Annotated in this window: 12 protein-coding genes; 2 read left to right on the top strand and 10 right to left on the bottom strand. The window is 57.7% G+C overall.

All coding sequences use genetic code 11. The features are described from left to right. Nucleotides 1-100 precede the first annotated feature (100 nt). The 5 genes from EDB95_RS25280 to EDB95_RS25260 all read right to left on the bottom strand — a co-directional run bounded on the left by EDB95_RS25280 (nt 101) and on the right by EDB95_RS25260 (nt 9,140). A complete protein-coding gene (locus EDB95_RS25280) occupies nt 101-4,135 on the bottom strand; it encodes a hybrid sensor histidine kinase/response regulator transcription factor (RefSeq protein ID WP_133999208.1) in 4,035 nt (1,344 codons plus the stop codon). A gap of 231 nt (nt 4,136-4,366) precedes the next feature. Next, a complete protein-coding gene (locus EDB95_RS25275; RefSeq protein WP_133999205.1) occupies nt 4,367-5,218 on the bottom strand; it encodes a DUF4382 domain-containing protein in 852 nt (283 codons plus the stop codon). 404 nt (nt 5,219-5,622) lie between these two features. Next, nucleotides 5,623-7,611, bottom strand: a complete 1,989-nt coding sequence (locus tag EDB95_RS25270; RefSeq protein WP_170209626.1) for a protein-disulfide reductase DsbD family protein — start codon at nt 7,609-7,611, stop codon at nt 5,623-5,625. 6 nt (nt 7,612-7,617) lie between these two features. Next, the gene (locus tag EDB95_RS25265; RefSeq protein WP_133999202.1) at nt 7,618-8,070 is read right to left on the bottom strand and encodes a protein-disulfide reductase DsbD domain-containing protein; all 453 of its coding nucleotides are present in this window, start codon (nt 8,068-8,070) and stop codon (nt 7,618-7,620) included. 20 nt (nt 8,071-8,090) lie between these two features. Then, nucleotides 8,091-9,140, bottom strand: a complete 1,050-nt coding sequence (locus EDB95_RS25260; protein ID WP_211352215.1) for a PLP-dependent cysteine synthase family protein — start codon at nt 9,138-9,140, stop codon at nt 8,091-8,093. Between the two features lie 115 nt (nt 9,141-9,255). Here EDB95_RS25260 and EDB95_RS25255 point away from each other — a divergent pair, with 115 nt between their 5' ends. Then, nucleotides 9,256-9,717: an Lrp/AsnC family transcriptional regulator gene (locus EDB95_RS25255; RefSeq protein WP_133999196.1), complete on the top strand. Its 462-nt coding sequence runs from the start codon at nt 9,256-9,258 to the stop codon at nt 9,715-9,717. A 38-nt stretch (nt 9,718-9,755) separates the two neighbouring features. Here the strand turns inward: EDB95_RS25255 and EDB95_RS25250 are convergent, their stop codons facing one another. From EDB95_RS25250 to pruA, 4 genes are all read right to left on the bottom strand, one after another. Then, nucleotides 9,756-10,094 (bottom strand): DMT family protein, encoded by a 339-nt coding sequence (locus EDB95_RS25250; protein WP_133999194.1) that lies wholly within the window; start codon nt 10,092-10,094, stop codon nt 9,756-9,758. 3 nt (nt 10,095-10,097) lie between these two features. Further along, entirely contained in the window at nt 10,098-11,033 is a 936-nt protein-coding gene (locus tag EDB95_RS25245) for an aspartate carbamoyltransferase catalytic subunit (RefSeq protein WP_317129041.1), read from the bottom strand. Nucleotides 11,034-11,213: 180 nt separating this feature from the next. Then, on the bottom strand, nt 11,214-11,741 hold the full coding sequence (gene pyrR / locus EDB95_RS25240; protein ID WP_133999191.1) for a bifunctional pyr operon transcriptional regulator/uracil phosphoribosyltransferase PyrR: 528 nt from the start codon (nt 11,739-11,741) through the stop codon (nt 11,214-11,216). Nucleotides 11,742-11,751: 10 nt separating this feature from the next. After that, nucleotides 11,752-13,377, bottom strand: a complete 1,626-nt coding sequence (pruA, locus tag EDB95_RS25235) for an L-glutamate gamma-semialdehyde dehydrogenase (protein ID WP_133999188.1) — start codon at nt 13,375-13,377, stop codon at nt 11,752-11,754. Nucleotides 13,378-13,424: 47 nt separating this feature from the next. Between pruA and EDB95_RS25230 the strand changes: the two genes are divergently transcribed. Then, on the top strand, nt 13,425-14,429 hold the full coding sequence (locus EDB95_RS25230; RefSeq protein WP_133999185.1) for a class 1 isoprenoid biosynthesis enzyme: 1,005 nt from the start codon (nt 13,425-13,427) through the stop codon (nt 14,427-14,429). On the opposite strand, the gene prfB is transcribed toward EDB95_RS25230, so the two are convergent. Beyond that, nucleotides 14,389-15,481 (bottom strand): peptide chain release factor 2 gene (gene prfB / locus EDB95_RS25225; RefSeq protein WP_394346392.1). Its coding sequence is split into 2 segments (ribosomal slippage): nt 14,389-15,420 and nt 15,422-15,481, totalling 1,092 coding nucleotides; the frame shifts between segments, so codons are not numbered across the junction. The genes EDB95_RS25230 and prfB overlap by 41 nt on opposite strands. Nucleotides 15,482-15,557: the final 76 nt, after the last annotated feature.

Genomic DNA, 15,557 nt, shown 5'->3' with positions numbered 1-15,557 from the left:
AGCAAGCCAGTTTTAAATGAAGTTTGATTGGACGGATGCAAAATACAGCCCCGCAAAGGGCGCTTAGGGGGGACAAATTGGAAAAATATGGGGGGTAAAATTACAAATCACCCCCCTGTTGGGTGGGTATAACCGTCAGGTCCCGGTTGAAAAGGGGGCGGTACTTCTTTATATATTCGGAGGGGGTCATCCCAAAAGTCTTGACAAATTGCTCTCTAAAGTACCGGACATCCCCCATGCCGACCTGGAAGGCCGCCTGGTTGATGTTCATATCCTCCCGGAGCATGAGCACCGCGGACCGGCGCAACCGGATCTGGCGGATAAACGCAACCGCCGACTGACCCGAAATGGATTTGATCTTATGGTAGAGCGCCCGGTGACTCATCCCCATCGCCTTGGAGAACTTTTTGATATTAAAATCGTCATTATCAATGTTTTCCTCCACTACGTGGATACACTTGGCGAGGAAATTCTTGTATTCAGAGGGGACCTTGACCGTGGATTCCCTCAGGGTGATGCTGTCGAAAAAGTATTTCTGGAGAATGTTGCGGTTTTTCAGGACGGAATCGACCTTGACCTGGAGCAGGTGGGCGTCGAAGGGTTTGGTGATATAGTCGTCCGCCCCGCCCTGCAATCCCCGGAGCTTTGTTTCGTCGCTGCTGGCGGCCGTCAGAAGGATGACGGGGATATGGCCGAGGGTTTCCGACGACTTGATCTGTGCGCACAACATGATCCCGTCCATTTCCCCCATCTGGACGTCGCTTAAGATGAGGTCCGGGAACTGGTCCTCCGCCACCTGCAACCCCTCCTCCCCGCTTTTGGCCTTCAGGACCACGTATTGGGTGTCGAAAAGGCGTCCAAGGTAGTCCAGGATCTCGGGGTTGTCATCGATCAGCAGGATCGAGCGACGTTCGCTCACGAGTTCGCCGGGCTGACTGCCTTCGCCGGGGGTCACCGTCGTCCTGATCACGGGTTCCATTTCCACCTCCGCGGCAAGTTCTTCCAGCAGGAGGTGTTCCGCGGGCGCTGCGTCGTCAGACGTTGCCGTGCCCTCCGGCAGCACGATGGTAAACGTCGTGCCCGTGCCGGGCGTACTTTCGAAGTCGACGCTCCCCTTGTGCGCCTCCACGAAATGCCTGACCAGGAAAAGCCCGATCCCAAAACCGGAGGAACGATGGGTATCCCCCTGGCGGAACCGGTCGAATATAAGGGCCTTTTCGCTTTCCTCAATCCCACAACCCGTATCCGACACACTGATCCGGACCCCCTTGCCGGTCTGCTCCAGCGTGAAGAAGATCATCCCGCCTTCCGGTGTGAACTTAAAGGCATTGGACAACAAGTTGAAAAGGGAGATTTCGATCTTCTCATAGTCCCCCTGGATCTCGACCCTGCCCGGGGGTGTCTTCAATTGATAGTCGATCCGCCTGGTCTTGGCCTGCTGGAGAAAAAGGGCGTGGACTTCCCGGCAAATCGCGGTCATATCGATCCGGGTGATGTGTAGGACATCCATGCGGCTGTCTGCTTTTCGGAAAAGCAGCAACTGATCCACCAGGCTAAGCAACCGCCGGGCGTTCCGGTAAGCCGTCGTGAGCCCGCTGGATTCCGCGGAGGGATTGTTCTCCCGGATCCATTGTTTCAGCGGATTGATGATCAGGGTCAGGGGCGTCCTGAACTCGTGGGCGATGTGGGTGAAATAGGAAAACTTGCGCTCGGCGACTTCCTTGTCCTTCTCATTTTCCAGGTGCGCCAACCGGACCTCGTATTTGAGACGCTCCTTGTTCCGCGCGTAGTCGAGGTATATAAATATAGCGGAACAAATCGCCACCACATACAAGACATACGCCCACCACGTCCGGTACCAGGGTGGCAGCACCGTGATGTGCAACAAGGACATGGGCGGGCCCCACTCCCCGGCGGTATTGGTATTCTTGATCGTCAGCACATAGCTACCCTCCGGGAGGCGGGTATACGTGGCCGTACGCTGGTCACCCGCACTCAGCCATTCTTTGTCCCAGCCTTCGAGCTTGTAGCTGTAGCTGATTTTGCCCGGGGACGTATAGTCCAGTGCCGCGTAGTCGACCGAAAGGGTGTTTTCCTCGTAAGGCACGGTGATTTCCCGGATGGCCCCGGCATCCGCCCTGGTGATCCAGCGCACGTGCGCGGACACGGGTTCGTTGTTTACGCGGATCCCCGTCACCAGCAAGGGCGCCGTTTCCACATCGGTGTGTACACTGTCGGGGAAAAAAATATTAAACCCGCGGATGCCTCCAAATAAAAATTCCCCGGAGCGCAATGTACCCCAGGCCTTATAGGAGAACTGGTTGCTTTGCAAACCGTCGGTCTGCGTAAAGTTCCGGACGGTCCGCCGTTTTGTATCAAACCGGATGAGCCCGTTGAAGGTACTCAGCCAAAGGTCTCCCTTTTTATCCTCCAGCATCTGGAGGATGGCGTTACTCGCCAACCCGTCCGCGTCCGTATACCGGGTAAACTTTTCCTTGTCCCGGTCAAACAGCAAAAGTCCGCCGCCGTCCGTACCCACCCAGAAATTGCCCCAGGCATCTTCCAGGATACAACGAACCGGGTAACCCGTCTGGTAAAACACGTGTTTCCTGGTGGTACGGTCGATCTTGACAAGGGAGGTATAGGTGCCGCCCCAAAAATTGCCCCGTTGGTCCTCGGCGAGACATTGGAGGTTGCTCAGCCCCGCCGGGTCGATGGGGTCGAACCGGTCTCTCGCTTCGTCGTACAGATACAAGGTGCCGTTGTTGCTGGTGCTGACCCAAAGCCGGTGGGCCTTGTCCTCATAGACGATCCACACATTGTTCTCCTCGGATTTGGTCAGGGGGTTGTAACAGGTATAGCGAGTAAAAGTCTCGTTTGCGGGGTTGTACCGGCTGAGTCCCCCCAGCCAGGTCCCAACCCACGTATGTTGCCGGCTGTCCAGGAGGATGGAGGTAACGAAATTGCTTCCAATCGCGCCTTTTCCGCCGGCGGTAAACATTTCCGTCGCATTCGTTTTCCTGTTCCATTTTCGCAACCCCGCCCCGTCGGTGCCCACCCAGATATTTCCATCCGTCGCTTCGGCAAACGAAAAGATAAAGTTGTTGATCTGCCCGAAGGAATTATTGGTAGGAAAAGTATGTGTTTCGAATGGATTCCCCGAGGGGTCGATGATGTTCACCCCCCCGCGCAGCGTCCCGATCCATTTCCGGTCATCCTTGTCCTCGTAGATGGCATACACCGCATTGCTGCTCAAACCCTGCCGGCGGTCGCGAAACACCAGCGGCTGCGCTTTTAGGTCTCCCGGGTGTATCAAAAGGATGCCGCTGCCGTCACAGGCAATCCAAAGCACGCCCTGCCGGTCCGTGTACAAATTGACCACCTTACTGATCGTAGGAAGATAGTTCCCGGAAATGCTGCCGCCTCTTGTGTCGTACTTATACAAACCGCTGTCTGTACCCAGCCAGACGCTCCCTGTCCGGTCGGTCGTGATGCTGTTGGCTTTTGGAATGGACGTGGAGACCACCTGGAGCCGCCGGTTTTCAAAACGATAAAGGCCCACGCCCTGGACAAAGACCCAATGCTGACGGTGCAGGGTATCCGCAGCCACCGCCGTCACCTGGTACCCCTGCTCTCCCGGGAACGGTATGCGCACCCCCAGGTCACCCGGTGCGTCAAACTCAAACAACCCCAGGTGTTCCGTCCCCACCAATACATGGTGCTGCCCAATCGATTTGATCGAAAGAATATTGTCGGTCAGCGGCTGGTACGCCCCCTCCTGCTCGACCCGCGGCGTCGTAAAGGTTTCGGTGACCGGGTTGAAGATGCTCAACCCCCTGCGCCCGCCCACCCACAAACGGCTGTCCGGCGCCCCCTCGATCCGGTTAACGTTGTTATCCATCAGGGAACTGCTGTCCCCTATCCTGTTTCTGAATACTTTAAATTTATAGCCGTCATACCGGTTCAGCCCGTCGTAGGTCCCAAACCACATCAATCCCCGGTTGTCCTGGTAAATCTGGGTCACCGCATTATTCGACAACCCGCTTTCAATACCCAGATAGCGGACGGAGCCCTGGGCGTACCCCACGGCAGCGCCCAGGCAAAGCAAGCAAGTCAAGAGCCATTTACTGTTCATACGACAATTATCCCATCTGGCGTAAAGATAATGTTTCGCCAACGATTTCGGGGCGCGCCGCTACCGCGGGGGGTTGCAAGGGGGGCGCGCCCCCCTTGCCGCAACGCACAAGATATTTTTTTGCGCCAGCCGAAATTCTCCCACTTCGGCTGGCGCAAAAAAATAGCCGCCCCTTACAAGAAGGGGCGGCGGCATTTTACCTACAGGGTACCAAATAGGGTATTGACTAACTCAGTGCAGGTATACTGTACCCAGGTTCACTGTCTTACCTGGATCTATAGTTACATTGCTGATAGTGGTGTCTTTGTATCCGTTGGCCGTCGCATAGAAGTTCACGTCAACGGTGCTCGTTTTGATACCGCGGATTTCCCAGCGGCCATTCCATTCCGGCAGGGCGATCAGGGTGTCGGTCCCGGAAACCACACTCACAAAGGGATCGGCGGCGCCAGGCAGTACCGCGCCTTCAACCGCGCCGCTGTTGGCTTTGGTAAAGAGACGGATGACAGGGCGCAGGGCAAAGTGCTGATGAGCCACCTCGATGATCGAGTGTGCGGCGTCGAAGTCAACCCACAGACCGAGGGTATTTTCGTCCAGTTGCTGGCAGTCGTCCACGTCGATGGTAAAGGTGTTCCCCCAGAACAGGTCGAGTTTAAACAGGACGCTGTCCGCCATGACGCTGTTGTCGGTACCCAGCTTGAACCGGATTTTGAGGATCTTCCCTTTGGGGATGTTGGTAGCGGAGAACAGTGTATCGATCCCGTTTTTAAAGTTCAGGATGTTATACACACCCGGCGTGATATTTAAAGAGTCCCAGTGGAAGCAGGCAGTATCGTCGTTATCCCTGTTGCCCCAAACACCGGAGTTCACACAGGAATCCGCTTCTACCTCTACTGCGATGGATTCGATGTCGATGTTCACTTGCTGGAAGTTCACAGGGCCATCGGTCAGGTACATGTTAAACTTTTGCTGGTTCGCAGGAACCGAACTTCCCGCGGACGACGAGCTTTTTTGGCAAGCGGAGAATACGACGATGGCTCCTCCGACGCAAAGCGCTGCCAATGAAAACCACTTCATGCTTTTCATACACAATGATGTTTTTGTTTGGAATTAAATAGCAGTGAGCAAAGTGCAGGTCTCTATGGAAACAAAAAAAGGTTTAAGTACAACCGTTGGTTACGCGGGATTAAAGAGAAGTGCCCCTGGGTGGAGTTAAGACTATGCAATAACTACAAAGTTTAACAGAGCATTTCCTTTTTCCGCCAAAGTTTTAACATAAACTATGCCAAGACTTTCCAGGTGATGAAAAAATAACGGGGAGTGGGGCGTAAAAAACCAAACTTTTGGGGAATACCACACTGGTCGCGCGGCGGGCGCGAAGGCGCGGCGCGGGTCACGTGGCGACCGCGAAGACGCGTCTCCCGCGCGGGCAAAAAAAAGGCAACCCATAAAGATGGATCGCCGATATAGACATGAGAATGAGAACGGTGTTATTGGGGGCGGTAGACCGCGAGCCCGCTGTCCAGGTACCCCAGGTACGCGCGGGGATCGAAGTTGGCGCCTTGCGGAGCCACCAGGGGCTCCTCTGTGGCGGGGTCCAGCAAAACGTAGTAGGGCTGGGAATTGGCCCCGAACTTCGACGTCTGCAGAAAGCTCCATTTATTGCCCAGGGTCCGGAGTACCCGTCCGTCCGGGGTGTTTTCCGTTGTGTCGAGGTCCGTTTTGTCGTCCACGTATAACTGTAGTACAACGAAGCTGGTATTGATCCGCTGCGCAACTGTAGCATCTGTCCACACATTGGCCTCCATTTTCCTGCAATTCACGCAGGCGTGGCCTGTGAAATCGATTAACATGGGCTTGTGGGCCGCCCGCGCGGCGGCCAGGGCCTCGGCATAGTCGAAGTAGGGGTCGAAGCCGTGGGGGCGGTCAAAGAGGGAGGCGTATTTGTGCGGGGCGGCGGCGCCGCCGCTTGCGGCAGCACCCGATGTGACGCCGTTTGCGCCCGCGGCGCCATACACGGCCGCGCCCGGCAGCCCCGCCGACAGCGCGGACAGGTCAAAATCCTGCGTCGCCATGGGCGGCAAAAGCGCACTGATCGACTTCAGGGGAGCGCCCCAAAGCCCCGGTATCATATACATGGTAAATGCCAGGATGACGATGGACAGGAACAACCGGGGCACAGACAAAGCGGCCGGCGCGTCGTCATGGCCAAGCCTTATTTTTCCTAGTATATAAAAACCCATCAGCGCAAAAATCACGATCCAAAGCACCAGGAAAACCTCCCGGTCAAACCAGCGCCAATGATAGGCCAGGTCGACGTTGCTCAGGAACTTCAGCGAAAGCGCCAGCTCCAGGAAGCCCAGGACCACCTTGACGCTGTTGAGCCAACCACCCGACCGTGGCAACCGTGCGAGCCAGGTGGGAAAGAGCGCAAACAACGTGAACGGCAGCGCCAGCGCCAGCGAAAAACCCAACATGCCTACGGCGGGACCAAGAAGCGCCCCCGTGGTCGCTGTCTGCACGAGCAATGTCCCGATGATCGGCCCGGTACAGCTAAAGGACACCAGCGCCAGCGTCCCGGCCATAAAAAAGATGCCGGCCATACCCCCGCGGCCTGCGCCCGCATCCATTTTGTTGACCCAGGAAGAAGGAAGCGTGATCTCAAAGCCGCCCAGAAAAGAAGCGGCAAATGCGACAAGCAGCAGGAAAAAGAAAAAGTTGAATAGCCCGTTTGTGGACAGGTTGTTGAGGGCGTCGGCTCCAAAAATTGCGGTCACCGCCAACCCCAGCGCCACATAGATACCAACGATGCTTAAACCATAGACCGCGGCCCGGCGTACACCCTTACCCTTGCTCGCGCCCTTTGTAAAAAAGCTCACCGTGAGCGGCAGCATCGGGAAGATGCACGGCATAAAAAAAGCGGCCACACCCCCGGCCATACCCTCTACAAACACTGTCCAGCGGGAGGCCAGAGGCGGGGCCGCTTTCGCGGGGGCCGCTTTCGCGGGGGCCGCAAGGGCGGCTTTCGCGGAGGCGCCGCGCGCCGCGGCGGTGGCGCTCGCCTGTGTGGGGCCGCCCGGCGCAGACGTTGCGGCGCCTGTCGCAGTGGGGCCACCCGGCGCAGACGTTGCGGCGCCTGTCGCAGTGGGGCCACCCGGCGCAGACGTTGCGGCGCCTGTCGCAGTGGGGCCGCCCGGCGCAGACGTTGCGGCGCCTGTCGCAGTGACGCCGCGCGCCGCGGTCGCCGCCCCGGCCTGGCTGAGGGCCGCGGGCGACGCCGCTTGGGCCGCGGACGGTGTTGCCGCCGGGGCGACGGTCGCGACCCCTGTGGGGCGCGCCGCCGCTTTGGCGGCCGCTTTCGCGGCTGCGCCAGGCGCGGGCGCGGGCGCATTCATCGGTGTAAAATCCACGCCCGACGTATCCTGGGCGCGCAGGGCACTCGTCGCTGCGAGCAGCAGCACTAACCAGAACCACTTCATTGACAATTATTTTACGGGAACGTTGAATTGGATGTCTTCGGGCGGCAGGCACTGGTTGTCGTTGCACGTCATGTATTCGAGGGTGCCGCTCACGGTGGTGGCGCCGGTCTTGAGCTTTACTTTCTGCGAGAAGATGACGGCGTGTTCGAAAAAGCCGATCTCCATGTTGAACGCCTTTTCCATGCGGACGACGGGTTTGGGCTCAGCGGTGGGGCCGTCGAGGGTGAAGTCCTTGGAGGGCGTAAAGGTGAATGAGGTCTTGACGGGGCCGCCGTCTTTGATGTGCTGGGAATATACGTGCCAGCCCTGGTCGATGGTGGCTTTGAAGAAAACGATGGCCTCGGTGGCGCTGACTTTTTTGGCGCCGTAGCTCCAGGTGACGGGCTTTAGGATCTGGGCGCCGGCCTTCGAGGCGACTAAGCATAAGCCCAGAAAGGCGAGTAGTCCTATTTTGCTCATAGTTGATATGGTTAACGAGTTTACAGTCCCCCAAAAACGGGTTCTTTCAGCCGGGGAATGGGCCGGTACCCGACAAAATCGGTATCGGTGGACAGGTACCCCGGTTGCACGGGCTCCTCGCGGACGAGGTCCGTGCTGAGGTATTTTTTATTGCTGTCGGCCAGCAGGGTCACGACGGTCGCATCCTTGCCCAGCCGCAGGGCGAGCTGGATGGCCCCGATGACGTTGGCGCCGGAGGAAATGCCCACGGCGAGGCCCAGTTGCCGGGAGAGCTTTTGGGCCATGAGAATGGCGTCGCCGTCGTGTACCTGCACGACGGTGTCGAGTTCGTCGAGACGGACGATCGGGGGGATGAATTCGTCGGATATACCTTGTATGCGGTGGCTCCCTACTTTATGCCCGACCGATAGTGTGGGGGACTCGGCGGGTTCGAGGGGATGGATCCGTACGAGGGGATTCATCCGTTTCAGGAAGGCGCCTACCCCCATCACGGTCCCTCCGGTGCCTACACCGGCGACAAAGGCGTCCGGGAACATGTCCATTGCTTCCAGTTGTTCCCATATCTCGACGCCGGTCGTGTGTTCGTGGGCTTCGGCATTCCCCTCGTTGGCGAATTGGCGGGGCAGGAAGACACGGCCTTTTTCGGCGAGGCGTTCGCTGAGCTCGATGCTGCCCTTGAAGCCGCCTTCTTCCTTGCTGATCAGGATGACCTCTGCGCCCAGGCTCCGGATGATGTCCACGCGTTCCCGGGACAGCCAGTTGGGCATGATGATCGTGACGGGGTGGCCGAGCGCCTTTCCGATCGCCGCGAAAGCAATTCCGGTATTACCGCTGGTGGCTTCGATGATGGTGTCCCCCGGTTGTATCCGGCCCTCCCGGTACGCTTTGTACAGGATGTAGAGGGCCATCCGGTCTTTGACGCTCCCGGTCAGGTTGTAGTGTTCACACTTGACATAAATCCTCCCGGCCTGCCCCTTGTACAGGTAGTCCAGCTCCAGCATCGGCGTGTTGCCGACCAGGTGCCACAGGGGGCGGAAGGTTTCTTCGATGGTGGTGACCGCTTCCAGCATAAAAAGCGTTTTTATTTGCTCAAAGATCATTTCCACCGTTATGTCAAACAACGATTGTCCGAAAAAGCGGAAATTTTATGGAAAAACCCCTAATTTTCCTCAATAATTTCAATTTATGACGGGCCTGGACGATGTTGACCTTAAAATTTTAGGGCTGTTACAAAAGAACGCGGACCTGACGCACAAGGAAATTGCGTTCAAGCTGCACAAATCGGTCGCCACCATCCATGAAAGGACGCGGCGCCTAAAGGAGGAGGGCTTTATCCTGCGCACGGTCGCGATCCTGGACAGGAAAAAAATCCACAAGGCGCTGATCGCCTTTGCACACGTCCTTCTCCACGACCATACGCTCCAGACCCTGGAAGGGTTCGAGCAGGCGGTCGCGCGGTTCCCGGAGGTGATGGAGTGTTTTCAAATGACGGGGACATTCGATTTTATCCTCCGGATCGCCACGACCGATATGGAAGAGTACCAGCATTTCTACCGGAACAAGCTGGCGAACCTGCCGAATGTGACGACGGTGCAGAGCTTTTTCGTGCTGTCGGAGACGAAGAGTGAGACGGCGTACCCGCTGTAGGGGCGCCGCCGCAGCAGGGGCCCGCAAAGGCCGTGGCCCTAGAATTTTTTGAACATGAAATAGGCCCCCACGAGGATAAACCCGAAAGCTACGAGGTGGTTCCAGCGAAGCTGTTCCTTCAATACAAGGATGGTGAAAAAACAAAAAATGGTGAGGGTAATAATCTCCTGGATCATCTTCAACTGAAAGGCGCTATAGCCTTCAACCTCGTAGCCGATCCTGTTAGCGGGTACCTGGAAACAATATTCGAGAAGGGCGATGCCCCAACTGATGAGGATGACTTTGGGGAGGGGTGTTTTCTCAAACCATTTCAGGTGGCCGTACCAGGCGATGGTCATGAAAATGTTGGAGGCGATCAGCAAAAGTATCGTTCGCATGAGCTAGTTTTTACCGGCGAGGAGGTACAGCACGGCCATGCGCACGGCGACCCCGTTCTCCACCTGCTGGAGGATGAGCGAATGCCCGGAGTCGGCCACGTCGCTGTCCAGTTCCACGCCGCGGTTGATAGGGCCGGGGTGCATGATGAAGATGTCCTTTTTTAACCCGTCGAGCAACCGGCGGCTGACCCCGTAAGCGAGGTTGTATTCGCGCAGGGAGCTGAACAGGGGCTGGCTTTGGCGTTCGAGCTGTATGCGCAGGACGTTGGCGACGTCACACCATTCGAGGGCTTCCCTGACCTTGTAGACGACCTTTACCCCGAAGGCTTCCTGGATATAGGGCGGGATGAGCGTGGGGGGACCAGCAACCATGACCTCTGCGCCCATCTTTTTGAGGAGGTAGATGTTGCTCATGGCGACACGGGAATGCATGATGTCGCCGATGATGGCGACCCGGATGCCTTCCAGGGTGCCCAGCGCCTGTTTCATGGACAGGGCATCCAGGAGTCCCTGCGTGGGGTGTTCATTGATCCCGTCCCCGGCGTTGACGATCGCCGCCGGGATGTGCTGCGCGAGGAAGTGGGGCGCGCCGCTGGCGCTGTGCCGCATGACGACCATGTCCACCTTCATCGACAGGATGTTGTTGACGGTATCCAGGAGGGTTTCTCCTTTGGACACCGAGGAACCGCTGGCGGTAAAGTTGATGGTGTCGGCGGAGAGGCGTTTTTCCGCGAGCTCGAAGGAGATCCGCGTCCGCGTGGAGTTCTCGTAAAAAAGGTTGACGATCGTCACGTCCCGGAGGGAGGGGACCTTTTTGACGGGTCTTTGTAAAACGTCTTTGAATTGTTCGGCGGTGGAAAGAATGAGCTCGATGTCTTCACGGGTGAGCGCCCGTATCCCCAGGAGATGTTTCGTGGACAACTGCATCTTAAGGCGCAAAACTAGGAGAATTTGCGCAACTGCGGCGCAAAAATTTCGCACAGCGGGCACGGCGGCGATGAGCGGTGCGCGGCGGCGGTGAGCGGCGGCGGTGAGCGGCGGTGAGCGGTGGCGGCGAGCGGCGGCGGCGGCGGGCCGGGGCCCCTGCGGCTTCGCCGCGAGCGACGGCGCCTGCGGCGCTTACGCGCCAGCGCCCTCGTGGAGCACCACGCGCTCATGCTCCCATTCGACAATCACCCGCTGGCTGACAATAGAATCGATGGTTTTCCCGCAAAAATCAGGTTGTATGGGCAATTCCCTGCTGAACCGTCTGTCGATCAAGGCGCAAAGCGCTACCCGTGCCGGGCGTCCGAAGTCCTGGAGGGCGTCGAGGGCGGAGCGGATGGTCCGGCCGGTATAGAGGACGTCGTCGATAAGGATGACGGTCTTGCCCTCTATGGAAAAGTCGATGGATGTTTGGTTGGGGAGGTGTATCCCGTCCCGGACGTCGTCCCGGTAAAAGGTGATGTCGAGCTTGCCGTATTGTACCTTTTGCCCGGGGAGAAGTTTGCGGATCTGGTCGACGACCCTATCCGCAAACTTGATACCGCGGGGCTGTATGCCGATAAAAACAGTTTGTTTTACGTCCAATCCATCCTCCGTGAGCTGGTGCGCCAGGCGTTGAATGGTCAGTTTCAATTGGTCGGGGTCTAGGATGATCCTTGCCATAGGGCCAAAGTTACCCCAGAAAAGGATATCTATAATCCACGGGTGGGTTATAGTTTTCTTTTATCGTGCGGGCGCTCAACCAACGGTAGAGGTTAAGGGCGGAACCGGCCTTGTCATTGGTACCGGATGCCCGGGCGCCGCCAAAGGGTTGCTGACCGACGACGGCCCCGGTGGGTTTGTCGTTGATGTAAAAGTTCCCGGCGCTGTGGCTCAGGCGGTGCGTGGCGCGTTCGACGGCGGCGCGGTCCTGGGCGAAGACGGCCCCGGTGAGCGCGTAGGGCGACGTGTTGTCGACGAGGTCCATGGCTTGCTCGAAGGCGTCGGCCTCGTATACATAGAGCGTCAGGACGGGGCCGAAGATTTCTTCGCACATGGTGACGAAGCGGGGGTCGCTGGTTTCGATGACGGTGGGTTCGATAAAGTACCCGGCGGTTTTGTCGTAGGTGCCGCCCGCGATGATCCGCGCTGCAGGGTCGTTTTTAGCCTTGTCGATATAGCCGGCGATCTTGTCAAAGGAACGCTCGTCGATGACGGCGTTGATAAAGTTGCCGAAGTCTTCCACGGTGCCCATTTTCATGGACTGGAGCGCCTTCTGGAGACCGGCTTTTATCTCGGGGGCGAGGTTGGAGGGGATATACGCCCGGGAGGCCGCGGAACACTTTTGCCCCTGGTATTCAAAGGCGCCCCGGGCCAGGCCGGTGACGACAGCGTCTGCGTGGGCGCTTTTGTGTACGAGGACAAAGTCCTTGCCGCCGGTTTCCCCGACGATCCGGGGATAGGTCCGGTAGCCGGCGACGTTTTCGCCTATGGTTTTCCAGATGTGGTTGAAGGTGCGGGTGGACCCAGTGAAGTGGACACCGGCAAAGTCCCGGTGGGCGAACACCGCATTCCCGAATTCGGGGCCGTCTCCATAGACGAGGTTAATCACCCCGTCGGGCAACCCGGCTTCCTTAAAGACCTTCATGACCCACCAGGCCGCGAGGACCTGGGTATCGGAAGGCTTCCAGACCACCACGTTTCCGCAAAGCGCAGGGGCGGAGGGCAGGTTGCCGGCAATGGCGGTGAAGTTAAAGGGCGTGATCGCGACGACAAAACCTTCCAGGGGGCGGAACTCCAGCCGGTTGTGTACCCCGGGGCTGCTGATCGGTTGCTGGCGGTAGATCTCGCCGAGGTAGTGGACGTTGAACCTCAGGAAGTCGATCAGTTCGCAGGCGCTGTCGATTTCAGCCTGGTAGGCGTTTTTGCTTTGGCCGAGCATCGTGGCGGCGTTGACCTGGTAACGGTATTTGGTGGCCAGCAGGTCGGCGGCTTTCAGGAAGATATTCGCCCGGTTGGCCCAGCTCAGTTCGGCCCAGGCCTTGCGCGCGGCGAGCGCGGCGTCGATGGCTTTGTTGAAGTGCGCGGTATTGCCCGTGTGGAAATGCCCCAGCACGTGATGGTGTTCGTGCGGAGGGTGCAGGCTGACCGTCTTACCGGTTTTCACCTCCTCCGAACCAATGTACATGGGAATGTCGGCCTTGTGGGCCTTCATTTCCTGTATCGCCTTTTGTAACAACTCCTTCTCTTTACTCCCTGGCGCGTAGCCCAAAACGGGCTCGTTGGCGGGCAGGGGATAAAAAAACTCTCCGATGGTCATGGAAAATAATTTCGGCAAAATTACGAATTGTACCTTTCTTGCAGCTTATGGGTTATTTTTTCCGGTTCCTGGCCCAGGTTCTCCGCACCGCGTTCTATATCATCCGGCAACGCCGGATCGAGACCCGGAGGGCGTATGCGTTGCTGGCGGAGGTCGAACGGAAATATGACGGGCGGTTTAGCGATAAAACCCGCAGGAAGATCGCGGTCAGCTATGGCATCTACAATCCGATGATGTGCGACGCCTTTACCGCCCTGCGCGGGCGCCGGACGACCGAAGCGGAAAAAGAACGGTTTATTTACTATTTCGTGTGCAGTTCCCTGTTTGACGACTTTACCGACGTGCTGGCGTTACCGGAAGACGAACTCCTGGCGTTGTCGTTTGCGCCGGAGCGGTTCGAGCCGCGGAATTTCGACGAGGCGGTGTTTCGGGACGCGCACCTGCAACTGCGGAGCTTTGTGCATGAGCGGACCGTCTATGACGCGCTGACGCGGAAGCTTTTCCAGGCGCAGTGGGATTCGAAGAAGCAGGCCCGGACAGGGGTGCTCTCCGAAGACGCCCTCCGCGAAATTACCTTCCGCAAGGGCGGCCTCTCGGTGCTGCTGTGCAGCTTTTACCTGGAAGTCACCCCTACCCCGGCCGAGCGGGACTGCTGGTACCGGATCGGCACCATCATCCAACTGACCAACGACCTTTTTGACATCTACAAGGATTTGGGGGACCAAATGGATACATTACCGCTCCGGATGCGGGACGTCGCGGTTTTCCGTGTCTTTTTCGAAGACCAGGTCGTGGGGATGTTCCATGCCGTGGAAAGCCTGGAGGTGACCGAGCGGCGTAAAGGGCCCTTCCGGCTGGCCATGGCGGGCATTTCCGCGTTTGGGATGATCGCCCTCGATCAGTTTGCGGAACTAACGCCGCCATTCACCGGGTATACCCGGCAAGAACTGGTGATCGATATGGAAAAGCGGCAGAACCTGGCCGCGTGGCTCAGATACACCTACCGTATGGCTAAACGTCCGCTTCCTTCGCCATCATCAGGTACGCCTTGATAAAGCCTTCCAGCTCCCCGTCCATGACGGGTCCGATGTTGTTGACCTCGTAGTCGGTACGGTGGTCTTTGATCATCTTATAGGGATGGAAAACGTAGCTGCGGATCTGGGATCCCCACTCGATCTTCTTTTTGGAGGCGTTGGTGGCGTTTTTGAGCTCTTCCCGGCGTCTCAGTTCTTCCTCGTAAAGGCGGGATTTGAGCATCTTGAGCGCCTTTTCCCGGTTTTCCCCCTGGGTCCGGGCCTGCTGGCACTCGACGATGATCCCGGACGGGATGTGTTTCAGGCGCACGGCGGTTTCGACCTTGTTGACGTTTTGGCCTCCTTTACCCCCTGACCGGTAGAATTCCCATTCGAGGTCGGCCGGGTTTACTTCAATTTCTATGGAGTCGTCTACAAGTGGGTAAACAAAAACCGACGCAAAAGAAGTATGCCGGCGGGCATTGGAATCGAAGGGGGATATGCGGACCAGGCGATGGACACCGCTTTCGGCCTTCAGGAAGCCAAAAGCAAAAGGTCCGTCGAACTGGAGGGTGGCGCTTTTGATCCCGGCGCCTTCTCCTTCCTGGAGGTCCAGCTCGGTGACGCCCCAGCCTTGTTTCTCGCCGTACATACGGTACATCCGCATGAGCATTTCCGCCCAGTCCTGGCTTTCGGTCCCGCCCGCCCCGGAATTGATCTGGACGATGCCCGGGAGCTCGTCTTCGGGCTGGTTCAGGGTGCTTTTGAATTCGGCCTCCTCGATAACCTGGAGGGCCTTGTCATACGCCTGGCGGACCTCCGTTTCAGAGCCCTCCCCTTCCTTCCAGAAGTCGAAAAGTACCGTGAAGTCTTCTATGGAAGCCTCTACGCTTTCGTAGAGTTTGACCCAATATTCGTTGACCTTGATGTCTTTCAGGATCTGGGTGGCGCGCTCATTGTCGTCCCAGAACCCCGGCGCCAGGGTTAGTTGCTTGTCCCTGGCGATTTTTTCCCTTTTGTCAGGGACGTCAAAGATACCTCCCCAGAACGCCCAGGCGGTCCCTCATATCTTTTATCTGCTCTATTGTCATAGCGGACAAAGGTATCGGTTTTTTGTTATGTTTGTATCATCCAAACGCTACCCTTGTCTTTGCGTCCATCCATACT

The sequence above is a fragment of the Dinghuibacter silviterrae genome, from assembly GCF_004366355.1.
Taxonomy (GTDB): Bacteria; Bacteroidota; Bacteroidia; order Chitinophagales; family Chitinophagaceae; genus Dinghuibacter; species Dinghuibacter silviterrae.
Note: the sequence above shows the minus strand (reverse complement) of the source record. Positions and strands in the feature narration are given on the sequence as shown.